Here is a 24,385-nt window from a genome sequence, read left to right as displayed (position 1 = left end):
CAGGCAGAATCTTCGTTAGGGCGCGGCTGGTGTGGGACGTGACACAATCGTGTTTTCCATGTGACCGATGCCTTCAATTTCGATGCGAACGCGATCGCCCACTTGCATAGGGCCAATCCCTTGGGGCGTTCCAGTCAGCACCACGTCTCCCGGCAACAGTGTCATCACCTGAGAGATGTAAGACACTAGAAAATCGGGTGCAAACACCATCTGATTAATGAGTGCTGACTGCACCGGCTGGGGGTCGTCATTGAGAAAAGTTTGCAAGCGGGCAGCCGGACTCAACTCACGGACGATCCACGGTCCCAAAGGACAAAAAGTATCAAATCCTTTTGCCCGCGTCCATTGAAGATCCTGCTTTTGCAAATCGCGGGCGGTAACATCATTGGCAATGGTGTAACCCCAAATTTTAGTTTGTGCCTCTTCTGGCGTACAGCAATAAACGCGATCGCCAATGATTAAAGCTAATTCGCCCTCGTAGTCCACTCGCTGTGACTGCGGGGGGTAGTGAATTTCTGTCCCCGCTGCGGTTACAGACGTTGGCGGCTTGAGAAATAGTAACGGTTCTTTTGGCACATCCGTCCCCATTTCAGCGGCGTGGCTGGCATAATTTTTGCCCACCGCGATAATTTTAGACGGGGCACAAGGAGCCAGAATTTGATAAGTATCGGGTTCTAACTGCAAATCCGTAGGTTGCCCGTGTAACCAGGGAGGCGCATCAAGCACCTGAACGCCTCGGCTTAGTTGCAATAAACCGTAGTAAGTCTGTCCTTTTGCGGTTCGGACTCGGACGTAGCGCTGCGCCATAATGTTGACTGCTATTTGATTATGCTGATGTGTGGTCTGGACGTTGAGGTGAATTTACCCTGGTAACTTTGTACAATTGATGGACTGGTAGTAAGATTTTAATTCCTTGCTTCTTCATCTTTAGACGCTATAGGCTAGCGAGTTGAGATTTTCAAGGTGCGACTTCCATTCCCAATCCCAAACTTCCTAGTCCCAGTGCTAGAAGAAGCCGTCTTGTCCATAAGGAGATTAACAGCAATGCAGATCGTTTACGAAACTATGTACATCCTCCGTCCCGATTTGACCGAGGAACAGGTCAACTTGGCGATCGCCAAGTATCAGGGTATCTTGAGCGACAATGGGGCACACGACATCGAAATCCAGCATCGGGGTCGGCGGCGTCTAGCTCAAGATATCGGCAAGCATCGGGAAGGCATTTATGTCCAGATGAATTACCAATGCAATGGCAGCCAGATAGCGCCGATGGAACGGGCAATGCGTCTGTCGGAAGAAGTCATCCGCTACCTCACCATCAAGCAGGAAGTGCGCGAACCGAAGCCAGAGCCTGTTGAGGCAGAAGCAGTCAGTTAAGTGCGATTGGGGTGGAGTCTCTCCGCCCTTGTTGAGTCGAAAGGTGGACTTTCGTCCCACCCTCCATTCCTTCCCTCACACCAGGGAGGGAATTTTTTTTTATTCGCAATCTAGCAATGAGCCATTGACTCCAGATTGTTATACTGACGTGTGAGACACGGTATTCGACTGAGATTCGTTTTATAAAATGCAGCCTACTGACCCTGCCAAGTTTACTGAGAAAGCCTGGGAAGCCATCATCAAATCTCAAGATGTGGCGCGTCGATTCAAAAATCAGCAGCTAGAGGTAGAGCATTTAACGATCGCGCTTCTGGAAGAAGAAGAAGGGCTGACAAATCGGATTTTGAGTCGAGTCAATGTGGACATCCAGGCGTTAAAGTCGCAACTCGAAGCCTTCACCCAACGCCAGCCCAAAGTCGCTGTCGTTGACCAGTTGTACCTGGGGAGGGGCTTAGATGTCATGTTAGACCGAGCTGAAGCCTCACGAACTACCTTGCAGGACGAATTCATCTCGGTAGAACATCTATTAGTCGGCTTCGTCGAAGATGACCGCATCGGACGCCGGTTGCTCAAAAGCTTCAACTTCGATCGGCAAAAGCTAGAAGCAACGATCAAAGAGGTTCGGGGTACGCAGAAAGTAAAAGATCAAAATCCAGAGGCTCGCTATGAAGCCTTGGAAAAGTACGGGCGCGACCTGACAGAAACAGCCAAATCCGGTAAGTTAGACCCCGTAATTGGGCGAGATGAGGAAATTCGCCGCGTGGTGCAGGTGCTATCTCGCCGGAGTAAGAACAACCCCGTTTTGATTGGGGAACCAGGAGTAGGTAAGACAGCGATCGCAGAAGGGTTAGCCCAGCGCATCATCAACGGCGATGTACCTGAATCTTTGAAGAACCGCCGCCTAATTGCCCTGGATATGGGGAGTCTGATTGCGGGAGCCAAATATCGGGGAGAATTTGAAGACCGCCTCAGATCGGTGCTAAAAGAAGTCATCGATTCAGTCGGTCAGATTGTCCTCTTTATTGATGAGATGCACACGGTGGTTGGTGCGGGTGCCACTCAAGGGGCAATGGATGCGAGTAACTTGCTCAAACCGATGCTGGCGCGGGGAGAACTGCGTTGCATTGGGGCGACGACCCTAGACGAGTACCGCAAGCACATTGAAAAAGATGCGGCACTCGAACGCCGGTTTCAACAAGTCTATGTTAATCAGCCCAGCGTAGAAGACACGGTTTCGATTCTGCGGGGGCTGAAAGAACGTTACGAAGTCCACCACGGCGTGAAGATTACCGATTCTGCCTTAGTTGCCGCCGCCAGCTTGAGCGATCGCTACATCACCGAGCGGTTTTTGCCAGATAAAGCAATTGACTTGGTCGATGAAGCTGCTGCCAAGCTGAAAATGGAGATTACGTCCAAGCCGGTAGAACTAGAGGCAATTGACCGACGGGTGATGCAGCTAGAGATGGAAAAGCTCTCCCTGCAAGGAGAAGGTCAACGGACGGGTTTAACAACCGTTGTGGGTGCCTTCCGTTCTTCTCAAGAGCGTTTAGAGCGTATTGAACAAGAGATTGCCTCCCTGAGCGAAAAACAAGTTCAACTCAGTTCCCAGTGGCAATCAGAAAAACAGCTCTTAGAAGACATTAACGCAGTGAAGGAGGAAGAAGATAAACTCCGGGTGCAAATAGAACAGGCAGAACGCGCCTACGACCTTAACAAAGCTGCTCAGCTGAAGTATGGACGGTTGGAGGTTTTAGGACGCGACCGGGAAGCCAAAGAAGCCCAACTGTTGGAACTGCAATCTCGTGGTGCTGCTTTGCTGCGAGAAGAGGTACGCGAAGACGATATCGCCGAAATTGTCGCTAAATGGACGGGTATCCCGGTCAACCGCCTGCTAGAGTCGGAACGGCAAAAGCTACTCCAGCTTGAATCTCATCTCCACGAACGGGTGATCGGTCAGCAAGAAGCCGTTGCCGCCGTTTCTGCTGCCATCCGTCGCACCCGTGCGGGGATGAAAGATCCCAGTCGTCCGATCGGTTCTTTCCTGTTCATGGGGCCAACAGGGGTGGGCAAAACCGAGCTAGCCCGTGCCTTAGCTCAGTTCCTGTTTGACAGCGAGGACGCCCTGGTACGGATTGATATGTCCGAGTACATGGAAAAACACGCCGTCTCGCGCCTCGTAGGTGCCCCTCCAGGGTACGTCGGTTACGAGGAAGGCGGTCAACTGTCTGAGGCAATTCGCCGTCGCCCCTACTCGGTCGTGCTGCTAGATGAAGTGGAAAAAGCCCACCGCGATGTGTTCAACATCTTGCTGCAAGTGCTGGATGATGGAAGAATTACCGATTCCCAAGGCAGGACGGTAGATTTCCGGAATACGGTGATTGTGATGACAAGCAACATCGGCAGCGAGCATATTCTCGATCTGGGGGGGAACGAGGACCAGTACGAATTGATGCAGAAGAAAGTAACGGATGCTTTGCGATCGCATTTCCGCCCCGAATTTCTCAACCGCGTGGACGACATTATTCTCTTCCACCGGCTGGAACGCTCGGAACTGCGCCAGATTGTTAGTATTCAAATCAAACAGATTGAGAAGCTGCTTGCCGATCAAAAAATCACCATCGAACTCTCGGCATCTGCCCAAGACCACTTGGCGGAAGTTGGCTACGATCCGATCTATGGTGCCCGTCCTCTCAAACGCGCCATTCAGCGTGAATTGCAAAATACCCTTGCCACAGCGCTGCTAGAAAATACCTTCGTGAGTGGCGACACCATCTTGGTTGATTGTGTGGACAATACGCTGACTTTCAGCAAAAAACAGTCCCTCAGCCTCCTTGAAGCTCAAATCATTTAACAATCATCAGTAGAGACGTTGCCTCTAAACGTCTCTACTGTTAGTCTGAAAGCAATACAACATCCAAAATTGATGCGACAACGCCAAGAACATATCCGTGGACTTTACTGTAGCCATTTGCACATATAACGGTGCAGAACGTCTGCCCGAAGTTCTAGATCAACTGCTTCATCAAGTTGGTACAGAGGATATTGAATGGGAAGTGCTAGTTGTTGACAACAACAGCAATGACGATACTGCTGCTGTCGTTGCTCGCTATGCAACCAATTGGCGTCAAGATAGCCAGTTAAGATATGTTTTTGAAGCCAAACAAGGCGCTACCTATGCTCGATATCGAGCCGTGCAGGAAGCTAGAAGCAGCGACTTGATTGGATTTTTGGATGACGATAATCTACCAGCAGACAACTGGATAGCCGAAGCTTATCGCTTTGGTTGCGATCGCCCTCAAGTAGGAGCCTATGGTGGCATTATTCATGCCAAACTCGATGAACCACCACCGCCCTACTTTGAACAAATAAAAGGGTATCTTACTATCTATAACCGAGGTGCAACGCCTTTTCAATACAAGCGTTCGGATAAACCACGCCGAATTCCTGCTGCACCCGGTTCAGTCATCCGGAAGCAGGCATGGCAAGACGCCGTTCCTCCTCCAGAAAAACTCCTAATACCTGGCAGAGACGAGAAAACAATGGCTGCCGGAGAAGATGCCGAAATAATGTTCTATATTCAAAATAGTAAGTGGGAAGTTTGGCACAATCCCAAAATGGAGATTTGGCATCATATTCCCCCATATCGATTAGAACAAGCCTATCTACTCAGACTGGCTCATGGATATGGCCTTTCCAATCATCTCACGCGAGTCACTCGGTTTTATCGATGGCAGCGTCCCTTCCTACCTTTTTTGATACCATTTTTTACATTACGCAATAGCTTAAAGGTATTAATTTACTACCTAAAAAATAAAAATTCTCTACCCAATAATATTGTGCAAGCTTGTGAATTTCAGTCCCAATTAGGGCAACTTTATAGCCCTTTTTTAGTAATATATAAAAAATTGCCAGTCAAAGGTTTTATTAACGTAAAGGTAAATTTTGAACAAAGTCAATGAAGATAGCATACGCTACTCACTATGATATTTTTAATAACCGTACTTGGCCTCGCAACTTAATTGGGCACTGTGGCACTAATTACTACAAAGCGAAAGCTCTGGAAAGACAATTGGGACCGATAGAGTATATTGGTCCTCTTGAGGAGATGTACTCCCCCTCTTTAAAATTATTATCTAAGGCAAAGAATCGCTGGCATAAGCATATATCTAAACAAATATATTTTCCTTGGGCAGAACCCGTTGTTAATCAAGGCTATGCATGCCAAATTGCCCAAAAAATTCTCCGAGCTAATCCCGAAATCGTTTTATGTCCAGACATCAATTTAATTTCTTATCTTGACTGTAAGCAACCCACTGTAGTTTGGACAGATGCTTCTTACGCTGGATTGATGAACTTTTATAGTGAGTTTAGTAACCTGTGTAGCGAAACCACCCAGCAATTAACTACTATGGATAAACTTACTTTAGATAAATGCAGTTTAGCTATATTCTCCTCCGACTGGGCTGCTCAGACTGTAATTAATACTTATCAAGTTGACTCTTCTAAAGTCAAAGTGATTCCGTCAGGAGCAAATGTTGAGTGTGATAGAACCTTAGACGATATCAAGGAGATTATTGAATCTCGACCCTTGGATAAATGCAAGCTCCTGTTTTTAGGCGTGGATTGGTTTAGAAAAGGTGGGAACATAGCTTTAGAAGTAGCTAGCAAATTGAATAAAAGCGGGTTGAATGTTGAATTAACAATAGTTGGATGCCAGCCTTTTAAAGATAGTTCTCCTCCTGATTTTGTTGTTAATCTTGGCTTTATTAGTAAATCAACAGCGGCGGGATTAAATAAAATTAGTAAGTTGATAGCTGAATCTCATCTATTAATTGTGCCTTCACAAGCAGAAGCTTATGGTAACGTCTTCTGCGAGGCAAACTCCTATGGAGTGCCTTGTATATCTACCAATGTAGGCGGCATACCAACAGTAATCAAAGATGATGTAAATGGAAAACTTTTTTCAATAACCGGCAATATTCAAGAATATTGCACCTATATTTATACTTTGTTTAGAAATTATGGAGCTTATAAAAAGTTAGCTTTATCTTCATTTGATGAGTATCAAACTCGTTTAAATTGGTCAGCAACCGCCCAGTCAGCACAAAAGCTGTTTATGGACTTAGTTAATTAAGTATAATTACTCATTATGAAGCTCGCTTATGCTACAACTTATGATGTCTTTAATAGCTTGACCTGGACTAAGTCTCAATTAGGACTGTGTGGTGCTGGAGCCAGCATAGCAAAAGCTTTAAAAAATCAATCTATTGACCTGGAATACTTTGGACCTTTAAATAAGAAAAAATCGATAATTACTAAAGCTAAGTGGAGCTTATATCGAAACTTTTTTAAAAAAGATTACTACCGCTGGGCAGAGCCATTAGTGCTTAAGGATTATGCATATCAGATATCTGAAAAACTATCTAAATTTAACTCAGACATAGTGCTTTGTCCGGAAAATGCAGTGCCGATTGCTTATCTGGAATGTAAGCAACCAGTCGTTCTGTGGACAGATTCAACACTGGCAGGTTTGATTAATTTTTATCCTTATTTGAGCAACTTGTGTAAGGAAACCAAAGAAAATATATATTTAATGGAACAATCTGCATTGAATAAATGCGAGTTAGTAATTCTCGCGTCAGAATGGGCTGCTCAAACAGCCATTGATATCTATGGAATAAATCCTTCTAAAGTAAAAGTAGTTCCTTGGGGAGCTAATGTAACATGTAATAGAACAATTGATGATATCGACAATGCTATAAAAGCAAGAAGTACAACTCGTTGCAAATTATTATTTATTGGTGTGGAGTGGCTTAGAAAAGGAGGAAATGTTGCTTTAGAAGTTGCTAAAGAACTAAATCGAATGGGTCTAAAAACTCAACTTCAAGTAGTTGGATGCCAGCCGAAGATTAATGAGTCTGAACTCAGTTTTGTTAGCATTAAAGGATTTATTGATAAATCAACGAGTGAGGGTTTAAATGAATTCAATAGACTAATGGCTGAATCCCACTTTCTAATTTTGCCTACTTTAGCAGACTGCTCTCCCCACGTTTTAATTGAAGCAAATTCGTTTGGGGTACCTTGTTTAACCACAAATACTGGTGGTATACCAACTATCATTAAAAATGATTTCAACGGGAAAAGTTTTGAAGTAGATGCTAATATTGCTGATTATTGTAACTATATTGTATCCAAACTAGAAAATTATATTGACTATGAACGCTTAGCTGTCTCATCATTCAACGAGTATCAAGATAGACTTAATTGGAATATTTCTGCTCAAGCCGTAAAAAAACTATTAATTAAGTTCGGGACTTAGACAAAAACTGAGGCAAAAATGGCTTCAAATCGAGATAGAGAAATGCTTTCAGCTCAAATGGGCATAAATCTAGTATTCACTAGGGTTTCAGGCGTTTTTATGTTGTTGACCTCTTTCCCTTGTCCTGAAAGCTTTTCAGCCCCTTCAGGAGCCAGAAAATGTCTAAGCCCCAATAGCACAATGTTTTGCGATGTAATCGTGCTAGATAGTGCCTCAAACGTGTATTCTCACCTTCGACTCGTGTCATGTAGGTTTTGCTCACAATCTGATCTCCCGATGGAATAAATCCCGGATAAACACTCCAACCATCAGTGACATAGAAATAACATTGCCATGCTCCAACGATTGCCCACAAAGGTTCAAACGTCTTTGCACTACATCGCCTAATACCCAACCTAAAATGCCTGCTCTAAAGTGGTCTACTGCTGTCCACAGCCAAATTTTGTTTTTTTTGCCCCAACAAATGTTTCGAGTTCATCGAGTTCACCGACTTGTGGAACCACTTCTGGCTCATAGGCATCAGGCAGGTGTTCTCCAACCTGTTTGACCCAGTGAATTACAGTTGTATGGTGAACGCCTGTCACTCGTTCAATAGCTCGAAAGCCCATACCATTGACATACATCCGTAAGCATTGCTGCTTGATGTCGTCACTGTATCCTTGAGCCACGGTGTAGCTATCAACGAACTGACGGCGACAACTGGCACAGATGTAATGAAAGCTTACCCCTTCTCTTGCCGTTCTTACGGATGTGAGTAGATTGACAGTCTGGGCATTGCATCAAAACCCACCCTAATTCATCCCTCCATTATGCAACGCCCAATTTCCCTTAATAAACTGGAAAGTAGGGAAATCCGCATCTCGATGGGTGGGAATTCCATAGGTTTAAGTAGTCTGCCCTCTACTCAGAACGAACAGCGATCGCTCACAATCAATACTTAAGATACTCGAAGCAAGCGAATTAGAGATCCCTAACTATGCTGGAACAAGGCACAATCACGATTCATACCGAGAATATTTTCCCGATTATCAAGAAATCTCTCTACACAGACCACGAGATATTCTTGCGGGAACTAGTTTCAAACGCTGTGGATGCCATCCAGAAACTCAAGATGGTTTCCTTCGCAGGCGAATTCACCGGCGAACTGGGCGCACCAGAAATCAAAATCGCAATTGACAAAGACAAAAAAACCCTCTCCATCTCGGATAACGGTATCGGCATGACGGCAGAGGAGGTCAAGAAATACATCAACCAAGTTGCCTTCTCTAGCGCCGAAGAATTTATCCAAAAGTACAAAGCCAACGCAGATCAACAGATTATTGGTCACTTCGGTCTTGGCTTCTACTCCTCCTTCATGGTGGCCCAAAAAGTCGAGATTGATACCCTCTCTTACCAGCAAGGAGCGCAAGCAGTTCATTGGTCTTGCGATGGTTCACCCGTCTTTCAGTTAGAAGACTCACCAAAAACTGAACGCGGCACCACCATCACCCTCACGCTTCAGGATGAGGAAGTGGAATACCTGGAAGCAATGCGGATTCGGCAGTTGGTAAAAACTTACTGCGACTTCATGCCAGTAGCTATCCAACTGGACGGGGAGACAATTAACCGGCAAAAGGCACCTTGGAAGGAATCGCCCCAAAACCTGACCAAAGAAGATTATCTAGAATTCTACCGCTACCTCTACCCTTTCCAAGAAGAGCCGCTGCTGTGGGTGCATCTTAACACTGACTATCCCTTCATCCTGAATGGGATTCTTTACTTCCCGAAGCTCAAGCCGGATGTGGACACCACCAAAGGGCAAATTAAGCTGTTCTGTAATCAAGTATTTGTCAGCGACCACTGCGAAGAAGTCATCCCCAAGTTCCTGCTGCCGCTGCGAGGCGTCATTGATAGCACTGACATCCCCCTGAATGTCTCGCGCAGTTCCTTGACCAACGACCGGACAGTGCGGAGAATTGCCGATTACATTGCTAAGAAAGTAGGCGATCGCTTGAAAGAACTTTACCGCGAAAATCGCGGCGAATATATCCGCTGCTGGCAAGACGTAGGCACTTTCGTCAAATTCGGCTCCCTCAACGACGACAAATTCAAAAAACAAGTTGAAGACATCCTGATTTATCGCACCACTGCCAACCTTACACCAGCAACTCCAGAAACTCCCCAACCCGATATCCCATCTGTTGAAGTGCAATCTCAAGAGGGCGATGTCTGGCAAGAAGTGACCCCAAGTCAAACCTCGGCTTCTTCACCTCTCAGCCCTCAGTCCGAAGCCCTCACCACTAACTACACCACCCTTAAAGAGTACCTGGAACGGAATAAAGACCGCCACGAAAATCGAGTTTTTTACTGCACCGATGAAGTCTCCCAGGCGACCTACGTAGGACTACACAAAAACCAAGGTCTAGAAGTCCTGTTTATGGACTCCTTCATAGACTCTCACTTCATCAGCTTCCTAGAGCATGAACATCCGAATGTTAAGTTCTCCCGCGTAGACTCTGACCTCGACCAAACCCTGCTTGACCAGGATAAAGCAGGAGAAATTGTTGACCCCAAAACTAACAAAACTCGCTCAGAACAGATCAAAGAGTTATTTCAGAAAGCCCTCAACAAGCCCAAACTGAACATCCGCACCGAGGCGCTCAAGTCAGATGATCCTCAGGGAACCCCACCAGCAATGGTACTCTTGCCAGAAGTTCTGCGGCGTCTGCGGGAGATGAACGCATTGATGCAGCAGCAAAACGTTGAATTTCCTGAAGAACACACCTTAGTGGTAAATACCGCGCACCCGCTGATTCAAAATCTAGTTCAGTTAAGCCAAGGCAGTATTATCCAAGGTGAGGGTCAATCACCCACCGGCGATTTAGCTAATCTGATGTGCCAGCATATCTATGATTTGGCATTAATGGCTCAGAAAGGATTTGACGCTGAAGGGATGAAATCCTTTGTGGAACGCTCGAATCAAGTGCTAACTCGTCTGACAGCACGCTAGGCGAGTATGGGTGGGCACTGCCCACCTAAGCAATAGCTTGGGTACAATCTAAAAGCTATATCTAAATAACGACCGAAAATCTGGAGACTAGACTATGTCGCGCAAATGTCAGCTGACCGGCAAAAAGGCGAATAATGCCTATGCAGTTTCTCACTCTCACCGGCGTACCAAAAAGCTACAGGAAGCAAATCTGCAATGGAAGCGAGTTTGGTGGCCTCAAGGGAATCGCTGGGTGAAGCTAAGGCTTTCTACGAAGGCAATCAAGACTCTAGAGCTAAAGGGTCTGCAAACGATGGCTAAAGAAGCGGGAATTAACCTGAATCACTATTAGTACACACTATTAGTACAGCCTCTAGAGAATCCCTGAGTGCTTATGGCTTCTAGTAGAGCACGTTGCCTGCGATGTCTCTACACTTTGTTATTTATGTGCTGCCTGATACCCCACTTCATGGTGCGTGTTGGGCAGTTTCTTTATTTTTTTACTAGAGGTGATAGGTTTTGCACAACATCTGGGTATCTTAACTACAGTAAATCTACCCCGATTTTTTGTTAAGTTGTGTTGAAGCTAAACGCTATGTTTGCAAAGATGGTTTATAGAGACTCTTAAATCTATCCCTTGGGGGAAGCGCACATCTAGCCTTTATGCCAGAATACTGAACCGACATTTCTACTCCGGAAAGGTACTGAAAAATTTAACAAGCCATTAAACAGCCGTTAAACATCTGAGTGCGTAGTTTCCCGGTTGCCCGCCAGAAATTGGGTTGTTAAGACAGAGGAGAAATGTCGAACTATAAATTTTTGATGAAGCTTCCCCTCACCTCATAAAAAGCGAAATTTTAGGCGATTAGCCTTTTGTGATCCCTTTCGACGCCAGTTCTTAATTTTTTAAGTTTTAAACTCTTCATTCCACCCATCTCTCACCTTTGACAGGAAAGCAGCCATGTCATCCCGCAACAAGTTAGTTAAAGCTATCCAGAATCTTTTCCGGCAAATGATGCAGCTAGGAAGAGCTATTACCAAAACGCTCATGAACTGGCTTTTGCGGAGCTTAATGGTTATCGGTCGAGGCTCAAAGCCTGCCAAGTCTGGATTTATCTTGCCAACGGTGACAATGGTAATCCTAGTTGTCATCTTGCTGACGACAGCGATGGTGTTCCGGTCGTTCGATCGTTCCAAAAATGCCAGTAACGTGAGGGTGAATCAGGCAGTGCTGGCAGCGGCTACCCCAGCGCTTGATCGAGCCAAGGCAAAGATAGCGGCTTTACTTGAAGATCCGACACTGCCACGGTCAACGCCAACAGATTTTGCCTTAAATCAGGTAATTTTTGGGAACCTTAATAAGTATACTTTGGGCGATGAGACGCAGCTGCTTGTTCAATATGACATTAATGGCAACAACACTATTGAAAAGGCAATCAACCTCCCATTAGATAGTAACGAAAGTACAACCAATGCTTGGAGATTTCCGGTTGATACCGATAACGATGGGCGATTTGATAGCTATACCCTCTACGGCATTTACTTCAGGACTCCCAATCCGAGTGTAAGACCCAAAAGAACTCCTATCGAGGCGCGAACTGCGCCGATGGATGACAGTGCCGCCAATCCGGCTTGTGCAGCAGCACAAGGTAGCTTCGCTGGTTTGGTGGGAGGCACGGGTTGGTATAAAACTGGGTCTCTTTTGAAGAAAAGCTTCTATGTCTTTGCGGCAACTGTTCCATTTACCACTAACACTAATAAGCCGACTAACCCTCAGATTTTTCCGCCAGGTAGCAACAAAGGATTTTCTGCTATAGAGTACCAGCAAGACCGGGCGCAGATTCCCCTGAATAACAATGCTGTTGTGTATGAAGATGACTTAGAGATTACTCCAGGTTCTGGGCTTAAAATAAATGGGCGCATCCAGACCAACAGCAACTTGATAACTGGCAAAGCGGGTAGTGGAGATGTTGAGTACTACCAGGTCAGTAGCCTCAAATCTTGTTTCTACCAAGAAGAAAACGGCAAAATAACCGTTGGCGGTAATTTGCTGGTTGGGAGTACAAATGGCGCTAGTGTTAGCGCAGTAAAGGTGGATCGGTACCAGAAAAACAGTGCCGATCGTCAAGACTTAACAACGACGACTAATACGGTCAGTAACACGCCCAATCAAGCAGCTTATAACAGCCAAGCGTATGCTAATCGAATAAATGTTTTGGTTCAAAAATGGACATCTGCAAATCCGAATTACGATCCAGCAACGAGCAGCGATCCAGGTGATGTTAAAAAGCAAATTCCAACGGGTGCCTCGGCAGAAAAACAACAAGAGGTTCGCATAAGTGCTCTAGAGAATTACTTCACAGAGCGTATGCGTCGCGTTCCTTATGCAGAAGATACTACGGGTGATGCCGCTAAAAGTTATCTTGGAACAGGGGACACGCTGCGACCACCAGATGAATGGGTACATCCAGCCAATCCAACAAGTGGAGCGAGTAATAACAGTCTGACACTGGTGACAAATCAGCCACCGGCAACAGAACCGACAGAACAGGCAAAAGGTAAAGTTGGGGAAAAATATTTAGGAGATCGCATCCTCGTTGGTAATGGTCTACCTGCTAAGTGGTGGGACAGCACAACAAACAAGTTTCAGGGGGAGAAAGGACAGCAACCAGTTAAACCTAATGCAGACTGGAATTATTCCCCTGACCCCAGTAAGAAAGCACGCTACCGCACCACCCAAGTATTTCCTTTATCAGATTTAGGGAATACAGATCGGGATGGCTTCTGGGAACAACAAGCTGCTCTAGCCCCTAACCAACCACTTGAGGCAGTAGGGGGTCTCCGAGTCGTCACGGGTGCTGGAGTTTACACAGGTTATCACGTCGGCCCAAATATCGGAATAATACCTGCCAATGCTAGCGCGTCCTTCCTACCAACGCCACCAACTGTTCCCGATGTACCCTCAACGGCTACTGTAAACGAGTCACTGTTTACACCTGTCTGGCCAGACTCCATGCCAATGTGGGAAGACACACAACGAGAGGGTATTCCTGCCCTTCCTATCCCTAGCGGTGATAGAAGAGGGGATTTAGTGATGCGGGCTACGGCAGTTTATCACTATAAAGGCAGCTCTGCTAACACCCTTACACAGCGTCAAACGCCAATTGCCTGTGTCAGCAGCTACTACGACCCCAGCACTAGCGTAACAGCTAGGAACCAATCTACTTTGGCAACACCTTTTGCTGGACCACCAGGCGTTACTGGCACTATCAGAGGCAGATCTAACAACGGCATCAGCTACGATGCAGCACCAGTCGCAGCTGCATTGCCTACTACTTCAGCACCGCCAAACGGTACTACTGGTTTATTTCCCTATACAGCACCAGCATTGCAAGGAGCGGGAGCTGAGAATCCAGCAAATATTGGCGTTTCTATCTTGGATCGGCTCTACTATCAAGCCAACCTGATCTTCCCCAACGGGCGGTTTGTGAATGAGCCACTCCGCAATGCGCTGACAAGCCTAGCTGCTAATGGTGCAGCAGCTCTCACCCTCGCACAGCAATCTACTATTGATTCCACCATTTGTGCTTTAAAAATTGCTGACGGAACTCTGACTCGTAATGCCACCGTCATCCCCGATGGCAGCATCTACGAAACAACTTTTTTGGACGCCAGAGAGATTAAAGCAATTGATCGAGATAATAATCCGGCTGACGATGCTGCTGGCGGTTTAGCAACCTTTAGAGCCATCAATCCCACCAATGTATCTACGCTGACCGGGAATTATGACCTCGGCATTGAAGAGCGTCAGCCCCTAGAGATTCGCGTCACGGCATTGGATTTAAATAAGCTGCGACAAACTACAATCGGTACCGCGGCAACAAATACTCCCTCGACGGAGTATCTACTGCCAGACAGCGGCATTATCTATGCCACTCGTGAAGACGCTCTGCTAGATATGAGCGAACCTCTACCTACAACGGGTACCGAAGCCCAAAAAATGTCAGCGCGGAAGAGCAAAAGCCCGGTTGACTTTAAGCTTGACCCTACCCGACGACCTAGCGGGATTATGTTAGTCAACGGCAGCATCCTAGCTCGTGGAGCCGCGACTCCCACTAATGCCTACACTTTGGTCACGCCTGCAGGGGCAGAAAAGGGTCTGATTTTAGCCACTAACTTGCCAGCTTATGTCAAAGCTGATGTTAAAGGCTTTAACCTGCACCAAACATCCGGGGGAACACGTCTGGAAGAGTTTCAGGAACAACTGGCAACGAATCCTACCTATATCAAGGACGTTTTCTATAATCGTGCAACTCCTGAATACAACTTTGCCTGCCGCAATGGACAGCCAGGGCTTAGCTGCACAGGTGGTGACTTCTGGCGACCTGCAACAGTGCTTGCAGATTCCGTCACTCTCCTTTCTGACAGTTTCAGATTTGGTTTCCGTAATGAGGGAGACTATGACCTGAGAAACAACCAAGGAGACCTAGCTTCGATAACTAAGCGGAAAGAGCAGGGCTTCTGGAACAACAACTTTGTCACTAACGGTCTCAGCAGTGGCATCAGTGTCGATATCAAAACGCCTACAGATGCTGACTACATCAGCAACACTCCTTCCACTAATTATGTCCCCAGTTCTTACTTCAACAACTTCGTCACGCCCATTCAACGGCGAGGGCAGTTCTCAGAGTATGTTATGGAAATCTGCCGGAAACTGCCTGTTTCCGAATGTGGACCAGCGGACTGGGTGATAGGTATACCAGGAAATCCTAACTTGAGTGCCAAAGACGCAGGCTTGATCGGTAAGGATGCGGGCCAACTTTTGTCGGGCACTACCGCTATACCTGCTCCAGGTTACGATGCTAACAGCGATGGTACGATATCGCCAGAAGAAAAGACAGCGGAGCGACGCTATCCCCGCCGGGTCGCTTTCCAACGGAATCCTAGCAATTTTCTGGTACTAAATGCTGGTCAACCAGTGCCCTTAGGAATCGATGGTGCCACTGGAAAAGTTAAAGCTTATCCGTACAGTACTTTCAGCAGCACCCGTCCTCGGACGCAACCCAATGCTCTGTTGTTTCGAACAACCTCTAACGCTACAGCTCCCAGTAGCGCGACCCCTGGTGATTGGAGTTACAGTGACACTAAGCCGCTGTTTTACAGAACCCAAAACACTGTACCATTCGCTGCCAACGATCCGGTGTTAGTTGGAACGTCCCCTCTGGAACATCCCCTCTTAGTGCCTGTGTTGCAATTTCATCTCCCGAATCAAACAGCGGGTGCAAATCCTGATACTGCTAGTCCTGCATACATTAAAAATAATACGCTCTGGCTGCACAGACCTAGTACCGATACGACTTTCAATCTGGTGGTTGCGGGAGGAGATAGCCCAATCAACGGTTTAAAGAGTGAATCCAATGGAGGTTTGCAAAACTTTGTGCGATTCATGGAGAACTGGTATCAGGTTCCTGCGCGAATCAGCGGTTCATTCATCCAGTTTAAGCACAGTGCCCAGGCAACAGCCCCGTTCCAAGGTGTTCAAAGTTCAACGCTGCCTTCTAGTCCTTTTGGCTACACAAAGTTGTACAGCAGTGAAATCAATACCATTGGTAGCAGTGGAGGTGGCACAGCCTTCTATGTAGAACCTTTCCGGTACTGGGGTTTTGATGTAGCGTTGCTATCTCAGTTGCCAGACAGGTTCTCCCAGCAGTTCACCAGAGAGTCGCCTGGATCGCCAAACGAATTCTATCGGGAAGTGGGCAGGGATGACGAGTGGATGAAAACGTTACTGTGTGCTAAAGAATTGGTAAATCCTAATAACTTCGCTATCGACATTGACCAACGCCCGCCCGGTAATTTCTGCACAACCAAGACAGGCGGTTGATTTCGGCAAGCCGTAAGCAAGACATTCTACCGAATCCAGCAAAACCCAAATAGTTCAGGTCAGATCCAGCCATGATAAAACCCAAACAACAGCAACCGATATCCCAGTCTAGTCAGGGCGGTTTCACAATCATTGAGTCCTTGCTGGCAATTATCGTGGTGACTATTTTAATGGTGGGGTTAGCACCCGTTATTGTTCTCTCAGTAGCAACGCGGGTGCAAGCAAAGCGGGTAGAACGGGGAACGGAGGCGGCACGGGCCTACATTGATGGTATCCGGTCTGGGGCGATCAACAGCACCACTACAGGTTTCCCCGTTCACACATCTAGCGCTTTTGGTCAGTTTGCTCCTCCCACGAGTCCGACTGGTTTGTATTGCGTCGATCTCGATGGGGGTGGCTGTAGTAGCAACCAAGACCTATTGATTCAAGCTTTCCGAGATGGAGTGGCAGCTAAGCCTGAGAATGGTTACAGGTTAGGGATTCGAGTTTACAGAGCAGACGCCTTTTCCGAGGCAGGCACACTCAAGACAATGGGATCGTCAGATCCGGCAACTCAGGGTAAAGCTCAAACTTTTACTGGGGGGCTAGGCGATCGCAAAGCTCCCCAGTTTGAAACGACTACAGAGATTGCTGGCAGTGACACCTCACTGAAAACTTTGTGCGATCGCATTAAAGTTAACAACCCTAGTAATCCTAGTTCTAGTTGCTCCTAGCACTGTTAGCTTAGGTTGCTAAATACTTGTGAATAAAGGGAAAACTCTAGCATCATGAATCAACTGAAATTTCTGTTAACCAGTCAGCTCAAACGTTCCCCTCTGGCTCAGAAGAATAGCGGCTTTACCCTCATCGAACTTCTAGTAGCTATAATCCTGGCTGCCTTGGTCATTGCGCCTTTGTTAGGGTTTATGGTTAACATTCTAGATAACGATCGCAAAGAACAAGCAAAGTCTGCTTCAGAGCAAGAGATTAAAGACGCCCTTGATTACATTTCACAAGATTTAGCACAAGCAGTCTATGTTTACGATAACGATGGCTTGAAAAATAATTCAACGACCAACCCAGCTACTTCTGGCATTAAAAATCAAATTCCACCTTTTGCTACAGGTTCTACAGAAGTGGGTTGCAATCCGGCAACGACTGAGTGCGTACCGATTCTTGTCTTATGGAAGCGGTCGGCAAAACCAAAAGCCATACCAACTATTACTGGAGCTACCTGCCCACCACCCCCACCCCCTGCAGTTGATAACTGTAACGATGGCAGTGTTTATTCACTTGTTGCCTATTACCTAATCAAAGACATTACCCCTAGCAATACTTGGTCTAAAGCTGCTCGAATTGGTAGATTTGAAATTAGCGATGAAGTCAGGAATCCTAATAATCCAGCTGTTTACATTACACAGCCAAAGCCGGGTTTTAAGATGTTTGACCTAAAAGCAGCAAGTAGTCTTAACTTGGCAATGAACTCGTGGACGAACTCAGGCGCTTACACTGCAAACAGCCCTAAAATTCAAGTATTGGTCGATTATATTGATAAAAGTACAGTTGGTCTAACACCTAGTTGTCCGAATCCATCAGGAGCAACCCCGAATCCACAACAGGTTCCGACTACTTTAACGGGTGCCTTCTATGCTTGCATAAACTCTGATCCAAGCCAGCTTTCAACCCAAGTGTTTATCAGAGGGAATGCTTTGGCGCGAACGATTAATCCTTCTGATGAGCCTCTTCCTTACTCTTCTAACAGGTCAATTTATTATCCAAGCGCAAGCATCCAAGTGAAGGGGCGTGGTTTTCTATATAGTAAATAACCCCAACAAGTAAAAAGCCATTAAATAGGGTAAAAAAATATGGGAAATTTAGATGTGTTAAAAAAATTACAGATATGGAAGCGATCGCGCTATCAATCTGCTGCTGGATTCACCATGATCGAGTTGCTGGTAGTAATTATAATCATCGGAGTATTAAGCGCGATCGCCGCTCCTGGTTGGCTTGCTTTTACCAATCGGCAACGAGTCAATGCCGTTAATGATGCAGCCTTAAATGCCCTCCGAGAAGCCCAACGAGAAGCTAAAAGGACAAAACTTAGCTACAGTGTGAGCTTTCAAACTCCCGCTGGTCAACGACCAAAAGTTGTTGTTTATCCTGGTACTACTGCTCCTGCTTCTACTGACCCTCAATGGAGGACTTTAGCAGAGAATCAAGACATCAAGCCCGGTCAAGTTGAAGTTACTCCTAGTGCAAACACATTCACGTTTGATTACCAAGGCATCGTCAACCAAAACCCTAGCCAAACTCTTCCGTATAAAGTCACAACATCTCTACCGAACACGACTGTCAAGCGCTGCATCAAAGTGACAACTCTTTTAGGTTCAATTCAAACTGGAAAAGATGCTGCTGAATGTAATTAGTTAACAGATTAACTGGCTCTTAAAAATTGGTGAATATTAGGATTGCAAAAGACGTATCCAAAGATGAACCTTGAGAGATTACATGCATCTTTTCTGTATCTAGCTATAGCTCATGCCTAAGAAGCTGTTAAATTACTCCAGCGCTGGGCTGATTTGGATAGAAGTTGAGTCATAAATTTAATAATTAGAATTTTGAGCGCGATCGCTATTGGAAAAAATACTGGCTAAAACCAATAGTCAATTGCAAAAATCAGCGAAGATACGGAACTCAAAAGACACATCAAACAAGGAAACTTGAGAAATTGGGTGTGTCTTTTTAGTATCTAGCTAATGCGTAAAAAGTTATCTAATTGCTCCAGCGGTGGGTTCACGCTGATAGAGAGTTTAGTCGTAATTTTAATAATTGGGATCTTGAGCGCGATCGCTGCCCCTAGTTGGTTAGGATTTCTCAATGCCCAACATCTCAGAACAGCACAAGACCAAGTTTACCGCGCGATGAGAGAAGCCCAAAGCAATGCTAAGCGTGACAAAGTTGCTTGGGAAGCCAGCTTTCAAGAACAAAATGGGGTCGTTCAGTGGGCAGTTAATCGTGCCGGTATTAACCCCAGCCCCGGACAATGGCAGAATTTTGAGCAAAATATTCAAATAGACGCTCCTAATACCACCTTAGCTTCACAGTCATTAGGTAGTCCGCGCCGAGTCCGGTTTGACTATAGAGGTTGCGTAATCATGAATCCGCAAGAGAACTTATATCTGGCAAGGGTAACGCTGAACATTAAGAATGGTGGGGAAGTCAAACGGTGTGTATTTGTTTCCACTCTTCTGGGAGCGATGCGAACAGCGCAAGATAAAAGTTGCAAAGTGTAATCTATGCGATCGCAATTATCGCTCGGTAGTAGGGAATGCGATCGCATCGAGATTCTTGTTCCCAGAACGGTTGTCTGGGAACAAGAAACCCGACTATCCCTGAGACAACCAAGACTGCATCGCGGCTGCTGTCTTCTGCCGGTCAAGCTTCAAAACCAGCACTCCTAGTGGCGGCAAACACAAGTCTAGCGAATAAGGACGAGTGTGGAACGACCACTCATCTGTCCACTTACCGCCTAAATTGCCCATGTTACTTCCGCCGTACTCACGGGCATCGCTGTTAAACAGTTCGGTATAGAATCCGGGTTCGGGGACACCTACACGGTAGTGACTATGCGGCTGAGGAGTAAAATTGCACACTGTGATAATAAACTCCTCCGAATCTTTCGCCCTGCGGATAAACGCGACCACGCTATGACGGTTGTCGCTGCAATCAATCCACTCAAAGCCTTCTTGAGCAAAATCCTGAGTAAAAAGAGCCGATTCGCTGCGGTAGACATGGTTGAGTTCACTCATAAACCGCTTCAGTTTTTGATGTGACTCATGCTGCAACAAATGCCACTCTAAGTCACCCCAGACATTCCACTCACTCCACTGCCCAAACTCCATGCTCATAAACAGAGTCTTCTTGCCAGGGTGAGTAAACATAAAGGCGAATAAGCAGCGAGCATTCGCGAACTTCTGCCACTCATCCCCCGGCATCTTGCCAATGATATTACTCTTGCCGTGGACTATCTCATCGTGAGATAGCGCCAGCATGAAGTTCTCACTGTGGTTGTACCACATACTGAAAGTAATATTGTTCTGGTGAAACTGGCGGAACCAAGGGTCCATGTGGAAATAGTCCAGCATGTCGTGCATCCAGCCCATGTTCCACTTCAAATTAAAGCCCAGTCCTCCTACGTAAGTAGGCCAAGACACCATAGGCCAGGAAGTTGACTCCTCCGCAATTGACAGGGTGCCTGGGTAATAGCTGAAAATCGTATGATTTGCCTGACGTAGAAAATCAGCCGCCTCAATGTTTTCTCTGCCACCGTACTGGTTCGGCAACCATTCCCCAGGCTCGCGGCAATAATCTAAGTAAAGCATCGACGCCACAGCATCCACACGAATTCCATCAATGTGGTATTTGTCAAACCAGAACAGGGCGTTGGCAACCAGGAAGTTCCGCACTTCATTGCGGTTGTAGTTAAATACTAGAGTGCCCCACTCTTTGTGTTCGCCTTTGCGGGGGTCGGCGTGTTCGTAAAGGTGGGTGCCATCGAAGAAGGCGAGACCGTGACCATCTTTGGGGAAGTGACCCGGAACCCAGTCCACTAGCACCCCAATCTCGTTCTGGTGGCACTGGTCAATAAAATACATGAAGTCCTCAGGTGTCCCAAAACGGGAAGTGCAGGCATAGTACCCTGTTACCTGATACCCCCAAGAGCCATCATAAGGATGCTCAGCGACTGGCAATAATTCAATATGAGTAAATCCCAGCTCTTTAACGTAAGGAATTAGCCGTTCTGCCAGTTCCCGGTAGGTAAGAAAACGCGCTCCTGGTTTATAGTCAGAGACGACTACCACTGGCTCTGTCTCTCCATTTGCCAACCGTGGCGGTTCAGCGGAGGAAGCGTGCAGCCAAGACCCTAGATGTACTTCATAGACAGAGATAGGATGGGTAAGCGGGTCGGTGTGGCGGCGCTTTTCCATCCAATCTTGGTCATTCCATTGGTAGGAATCTAAGTCAGTGACAATCGATGCTGTTTTAGGACGCACTTCATGTTGAAAGCCGTAGGGATCGGATTTTTCGTAGATGTGACCGTCGGCGTTTTTGATTTCATATTTATAGTGTTCCCCAAAGCCCAAACCGGGGATGAACAGTTCCCAGATGCCGGTGGAACCTTTACGCATTTGATGTTCGCGACCATCCCACTTGTTAAAATCCCCCAAGACAGAGGCGTTGCGGGCATTGGGTGCCCAAACGGCAAAATAAACTCCTGTCACCCCATCAATTTCCGTCGTATGGGCACCTAGTTTCTCATAGATGCGATGATGATTCCCTTCGGCAAACAGGTGCAAGTCAAAGTCTGTCAAGTGGACAGAACGGAAGGCGTAGGGGTCGTAGATAACACGCTCGTGTTCCCCTTCTTGAATCCGCAGCTGATAGTTTGCTAGTTCTGGCGTTTCAATGGTGCATTCAAAAAAATGAGGGTGATGCACTGTTTGCATGGCGTATTCTGTCCGGTCTTGGGGGCAAACTACCCACGCGGCGTTGGCATTGGGTAGGTAGGCTCGCACTGCCCAGACGGTTTTGCCATTTTGCTCAATGGGATGGGCACCCAGGATTTCAAATGGGTCTTGATGTTGATTCCAAACAATCCGCTCAATCTGTTCGGGGGCGATGGTCATGGACATAAACCTACTTATCCTAAAGGTCTTGAATGAATGGTTTCTCGATAAGGCTTTTTGGACGCGCACGTGTGTTGCGATCGCCCGTATCGTTGGCTTAAGGCGATCGCGTAGCGTCTGCCCTAAGCCTGAAAGTCTTCCCGTCAGGTAGGGCTATAGCAGCTAGCGGTTGAAGAACGAGCATCTCCCTCTGGTTAACAGCACTTTAATATTTATATACATTTTTTGTTTTTTGTATATTTTGTCATCGGTAGCAGGACACAGTTGTTTCTTCTACGTAGGACAATGTCAATAAAAGTGCATCGTCATCTAGCGTGAAACTGGCTGTTTTTAGAGTTATTGAAATTTACGTCTTCATCTGAGTATTGAGTTAAGAGCCGGAGCAAGCAAGTAGGTATAGCAAACAAAGGCAGATTTTCAAGTGGGGTGTACGCAGTTTATGATAGCGACTTACTTAGGCAAACGCTTTTCTCGTTGCCATCACTTTCCAAGGAACGCGAACCTTTATAACACTGACCCCACACAAAGCAGATAAATTAATTGCTAAAATGCAGGATTTATTTGGGAGTAGGGATACCGAAGGTACGCAGAAGCCGCCGCACGCGGAGCAGAAAAACTAATTCTCGGAGTTTGGGATTTACCTGGGATGTTGCAGCAGGACGGGTTTGCAGAGCGTTCTGCAATTGGGCATACTCAGCAGCCGTGAGTTGCTTGCCGTCGATAGGCGATCGCGCTTCCGTAATAATCTCCGTCCGCAATACTTCCTCAGGAGTATCCTCCGGTGGTGGCAGTCCCCTAGCAGGCATCACCCCCAGCAGTTGAAATGAAAATTGCAAAATCCATAGTGAAAAAATGGGCTTTTTCATTTCTATTTTTAATATTCAGTGTATTTTTAATTTTTAATTTTTAATTTCCCAATCCGGGGGGTAGTGGTTCCCGACAAAGAAGGTGAATCCGCTCAATGCGCTCAAACAACCAAGGATAATCTTCTCGGTATTGAGGAATCAGCGCCAGAGGACTCAGTAAAGCGGCTGCGGCGATGTCTGCAACACTTAAGCGATCGCCCACCAGGTAGAGGCTATTCTGCCAGCGACTGGACAAGACTTCCATTGCTACCTTCAGCCGATTTGCTGCCAGTTCCACCGCCGCCTGATTAATTCCATATTGCCGCCGCACCACCTGAATCACCAGCTGACTAGACGGCGAAGGGTCGATTTGCTTACCAGCACCGGCACGAAAATCATAGTAAACAAAGCGAGTCGCCGTGCCGATACTTTCATCCAGCCAATCTTCCAGCATCAAGGCTTCTGTCTGTAGTTGGCGATCCGGTAACGATAGCGCTGGTTCTGGGCGATAGCGATCTAGAAATTGTAAAATCTGCGTCGAGTCAGCGATCGCTTGCACTTCCTGCCGCGTCCCTGACGGGATGGCTTCGCTGACTCCCTGCATATCTTCTGCCTCTAACAAAAGCACCGGCACTGTCGTGAGTCCGGTGATTGGCTTGAGTTTGAGGATATGTAGCCCTGGGGTTAAATTTTCAACCTGATAAGCAATTTGCTTATAACCTAGCCCCAGTCTTGCTTTCCGACAATAGTGAGAAGTACTAAATTGCAGTAGTCGCATTTAATGCCAAAGCCGCCTACCGCAACAACAGATAAACATAGTCAGACCTTACTCCGACTCTAGGTGAGCCAACTAATGCTTGTGACCCCAGTTGTTTTCGTCAGTCAGTTGTTGCCAACATAACAGTTGTCCTGGGTGTCAATATTGACTCAGATAGTAGTAGATACCCAGTGAATGTGTGAGGAGCAATTACCAGATCGGGGTTCAGATGTTTCAGAACTCACTACTAACTTTCATACCCGTCGATTCGGTATGAATCCCTTTCAGGAGAAGTAAGGAGCGAAAACCAGCTCCTTAAGGAGACTTTGTGGGCGCTGGGCTAGTAGTCGTTCCACCAGTCGTTGGAGATGTGGTAGGAGAAGGGCTAGTAGTACTATCACTCGGTCCTTCCTGACAAGCTCCCAAGGTGGTAGCCAAGCCGAGAACTAAAAGCAGACTCACTATTTTTTTGTTCATACACTCCTCTTTAAGAGATTGCAACCAAAGGAATCGTTTGCTATTTAATCACAATATTGCGGTTTTTGCTTAGACGCTCCCGCAGGTGAAAT

At 46.5% G+C, this 24,385-nt stretch carries 17 protein-coding genes and 1 pseudogene; 12 read left to right on the top strand and 6 right to left on the bottom strand.

The window, feature by feature from the left end:
- Positions 1 to 15: 15 nt before the first annotated feature.
- Complete coding sequence (locus H6F52_RS07935) at positions 16 to 807, bottom strand: fumarylacetoacetate hydrolase family protein (RefSeq protein WP_190533481.1); 792 nt, start codon at positions 805 to 807, stop codon at positions 16 to 18.
- A gap of 237 nt (positions 808 to 1,044) precedes the next feature.
- Between H6F52_RS07935 and rpsF the strand changes: the two genes are divergently transcribed.
- From rpsF to H6F52_RS07910, 5 genes are all read left to right on the top strand, one after another.
- Positions 1,045 to 1,377 (top strand): 30S ribosomal protein S6, encoded by a 333-nt coding sequence (gene rpsF, locus H6F52_RS07930; protein WP_190410636.1) that lies wholly within the window; start codon positions 1,045 to 1,047, stop codon positions 1,375 to 1,377.
- Positions 1,378 to 1,564: 187 nt separating this feature from the next.
- Positions 1,565 to 4,228, top strand: coding sequence for an ATP-dependent chaperone ClpB (gene clpB / locus H6F52_RS07925; protein WP_190530305.1), 2,664 nt, complete (start codon positions 1,565 to 1,567; stop codon positions 4,226 to 4,228).
- A 97-nt stretch (positions 4,229 to 4,325) separates the two neighbouring features.
- The gene (hpsE, locus tag H6F52_RS07920; protein ID WP_190533478.1) at positions 4,326 to 5,336 is read left to right on the top strand and encodes a hormogonium polysaccharide biosynthesis glycosyltransferase HpsE; all 1,011 of its coding nucleotides are present in this window, start codon (positions 4,326 to 4,328) and stop codon (positions 5,334 to 5,336) included.
- Positions 5,333 to 6,511 carry a glycosyltransferase family 4 protein gene (locus H6F52_RS07915; RefSeq protein WP_190533475.1) on the top strand — a complete coding sequence of 393 codons (1,179 nt, stop codon included), beginning with the start codon at positions 5,333 to 5,335 and terminating at the stop codon, positions 6,509 to 6,511. Before hpsE ends, H6F52_RS07915 begins: the two co-directional genes overlap by 4 nt.
- 15 nt (positions 6,512 to 6,526) lie before the next feature.
- Positions 6,527 to 7,696, top strand: coding sequence for a glycosyltransferase family 4 protein (locus H6F52_RS07910; RefSeq protein ID WP_190533472.1), 1,170 nt, complete (start codon positions 6,527 to 6,529; stop codon positions 7,694 to 7,696).
- Positions 7,697 to 7,868: 172 nt separating this feature from the next.
- Here H6F52_RS07910 and H6F52_RS07905 read toward each other — a convergent pair.
- Positions 7,869 to 8,476 (bottom strand): annotated as a pseudogene (locus tag H6F52_RS07905) (IS1 family transposase); the annotation flags it as partial.
- Between the two features lie 196 nt (positions 8,477 to 8,672).
- On the opposite strand from H6F52_RS07905, the gene htpG reads away from it, so the two are divergent.
- The 7 genes from htpG (at position 8,673) to H6F52_RS07870 (ending at position 19,820) form a co-directional block, all read left to right on the top strand.
- Positions 8,673 to 10,685, top strand: coding sequence for a molecular chaperone HtpG (gene htpG, locus H6F52_RS07900; protein WP_190533469.1), 2,013 nt, complete (start codon positions 8,673 to 8,675; stop codon positions 10,683 to 10,685).
- A gap of 94 nt (positions 10,686 to 10,779) precedes the next feature.
- Positions 10,780 to 11,016, top strand: coding sequence for a 50S ribosomal protein L28 (gene rpmB / locus H6F52_RS07895; RefSeq protein ID WP_190410643.1), 237 nt, complete (start codon positions 10,780 to 10,782; stop codon positions 11,014 to 11,016).
- A 609-nt stretch (positions 11,017 to 11,625) separates the two neighbouring features.
- Complete coding sequence (gene hpsA, locus H6F52_RS07890) at positions 11,626 to 16,548, top strand: hormogonium polysaccharide biosynthesis protein HpsA (protein WP_190533466.1); 4,923 nt, start codon at positions 11,626 to 11,628, stop codon at positions 16,546 to 16,548.
- Between the two features lie 71 nt (positions 16,549 to 16,619).
- Positions 16,620 to 17,261: a type II secretion system GspH family protein gene (locus tag H6F52_RS07885; RefSeq protein WP_190530319.1), complete on the top strand. Its 642-nt coding sequence runs from the start codon at positions 16,620 to 16,622 to the stop codon at positions 17,259 to 17,261.
- Between the two features lie 54 nt (positions 17,262 to 17,315).
- Positions 17,316 to 18,353, top strand: a complete 1,038-nt coding sequence (hpsC, locus tag H6F52_RS07880; protein WP_190530321.1) for a hormogonium polysaccharide secretion pseudopilin HpsC — start codon at positions 17,316 to 17,318, stop codon at positions 18,351 to 18,353.
- 54 nt (positions 18,354 to 18,407) lie between these two features.
- On the top strand, positions 18,408 to 18,953 hold the full coding sequence (locus tag H6F52_RS07875) for a prepilin-type N-terminal cleavage/methylation domain-containing protein (protein WP_206754028.1): 546 nt from the start codon (positions 18,408 to 18,410) through the stop codon (positions 18,951 to 18,953).
- A gap of 330 nt (positions 18,954 to 19,283) precedes the next feature.
- Complete coding sequence (locus H6F52_RS07870; protein WP_190410648.1) at positions 19,284 to 19,820, top strand: type II secretion system protein; 537 nt, start codon at positions 19,284 to 19,286, stop codon at positions 19,818 to 19,820.
- Between the two features lie 93 nt (positions 19,821 to 19,913).
- Here the strand turns inward: H6F52_RS07870 and glgB are convergent, their stop codons facing one another.
- The 4 genes from glgB to H6F52_RS07850 all read right to left on the bottom strand — a co-directional run bounded on the left by glgB (position 19,914) and on the right by H6F52_RS07850 (position 24,293).
- A complete protein-coding gene (gene glgB, locus H6F52_RS07865) occupies positions 19,914 to 22,220 on the bottom strand; it encodes a 1,4-alpha-glucan branching enzyme (RefSeq protein ID WP_190533460.1) in 2,307 nt (768 codons plus the stop codon).
- A gap of 551 nt (positions 22,221 to 22,771) precedes the next feature.
- Positions 22,772 to 23,080, bottom strand: coding sequence for a hypothetical protein (locus H6F52_RS07860; protein WP_190533457.1), 309 nt, complete (start codon positions 23,078 to 23,080; stop codon positions 22,772 to 22,774).
- A 40-nt stretch (positions 23,081 to 23,120) separates the two neighbouring features.
- Complete coding sequence (locus H6F52_RS07855; protein ID WP_190410651.1) at positions 23,121 to 23,837, bottom strand: glutathione S-transferase family protein; 717 nt, start codon at positions 23,835 to 23,837, stop codon at positions 23,121 to 23,123.
- Positions 23,838 to 24,131: 294 nt separating this feature from the next.
- Complete coding sequence (locus tag H6F52_RS07850; protein ID WP_190533454.1) at positions 24,132 to 24,293, bottom strand: hypothetical protein; 162 nt, start codon at positions 24,291 to 24,293, stop codon at positions 24,132 to 24,134.
- Between the last annotated feature and the right edge of the window lie 92 nt (positions 24,294 to 24,385).

The organism is Coleofasciculus sp. FACHB-542 (assembly GCF_014695825.1).
GTDB lineage: Bacteria > Cyanobacteriota > Cyanobacteriia > Cyanobacteriales > FACHB-T130 > FACHB-T130.
This window is presented reverse-complemented; position numbering and strand designations above follow the sequence as displayed.

Bases quoted from the DNA above. Each gene is read 5' to 3' on its own strand.
- H6F52_RS07935 (WP_190533481.1), bottom strand. From the start codon at position 807: ATGGCGCAGCGCTACGTCCGAGTCCGAACCGCAAAAGGACAGACTTAC.
- rpsF (WP_190410636.1), top strand. From the start codon at position 1,045: ATGCAGATCGTTTACGAAACTATGTACATCCTCCGTCCCGATTTGACC.
- clpB (WP_190530305.1), top strand. From the start codon at position 1,565: ATGCAGCCTACTGACCCTGCCAAGTTTACTGAGAAAGCCTGGGAAGCC.
- H6F52_RS07915 (WP_190533475.1), top strand. From the start codon at position 5,333: ATGAAGATAGCATACGCTACTCACTATGATATTTTTAATAACCGTACT.
- H6F52_RS07910 (WP_190533472.1), top strand. From the start codon at position 6,527: ATGAAGCTCGCTTATGCTACAACTTATGATGTCTTTAATAGCTTGACC.
- htpG (WP_190533469.1), top strand. From the start codon at position 8,673: ATGCTGGAACAAGGCACAATCACGATTCATACCGAGAATATTTTCCCG.
- rpmB (WP_190410643.1), top strand. From the start codon at position 10,780: ATGTCGCGCAAATGTCAGCTGACCGGCAAAAAGGCGAATAATGCCTAT.
- hpsA (WP_190533466.1), top strand. From the start codon at position 11,626: ATGTCATCCCGCAACAAGTTAGTTAAAGCTATCCAGAATCTTTTCCGG.
- H6F52_RS07885 (WP_190530319.1), top strand. From the start codon at position 16,620: ATGATAAAACCCAAACAACAGCAACCGATATCCCAGTCTAGTCAGGGC.
- hpsC (WP_190530321.1), top strand. From the start codon at position 17,316: ATGAATCAACTGAAATTTCTGTTAACCAGTCAGCTCAAACGTTCCCCT.
- H6F52_RS07870 (WP_190410648.1), top strand. From the start codon at position 19,284: ATGCGTAAAAAGTTATCTAATTGCTCCAGCGGTGGGTTCACGCTGATA.
- glgB (WP_190533460.1), bottom strand. From the start codon at position 22,220: ATGTCCATGACCATCGCCCCCGAACAGATTGAGCGGATTGTTTGGAAT.
- H6F52_RS07860 (WP_190533457.1), bottom strand. From the start codon at position 23,080: ATGAAAAAGCCCATTTTTTCACTATGGATTTTGCAATTTTCATTTCAA.
- H6F52_RS07855 (WP_190410651.1), bottom strand. From the start codon at position 23,837: ATGCGACTACTGCAATTTAGTACTTCTCACTATTGTCGGAAAGCAAGA.
- H6F52_RS07850 (WP_190533454.1), bottom strand. From the start codon at position 24,293: ATGAACAAAAAAATAGTGAGTCTGCTTTTAGTTCTCGGCTTGGCTACC.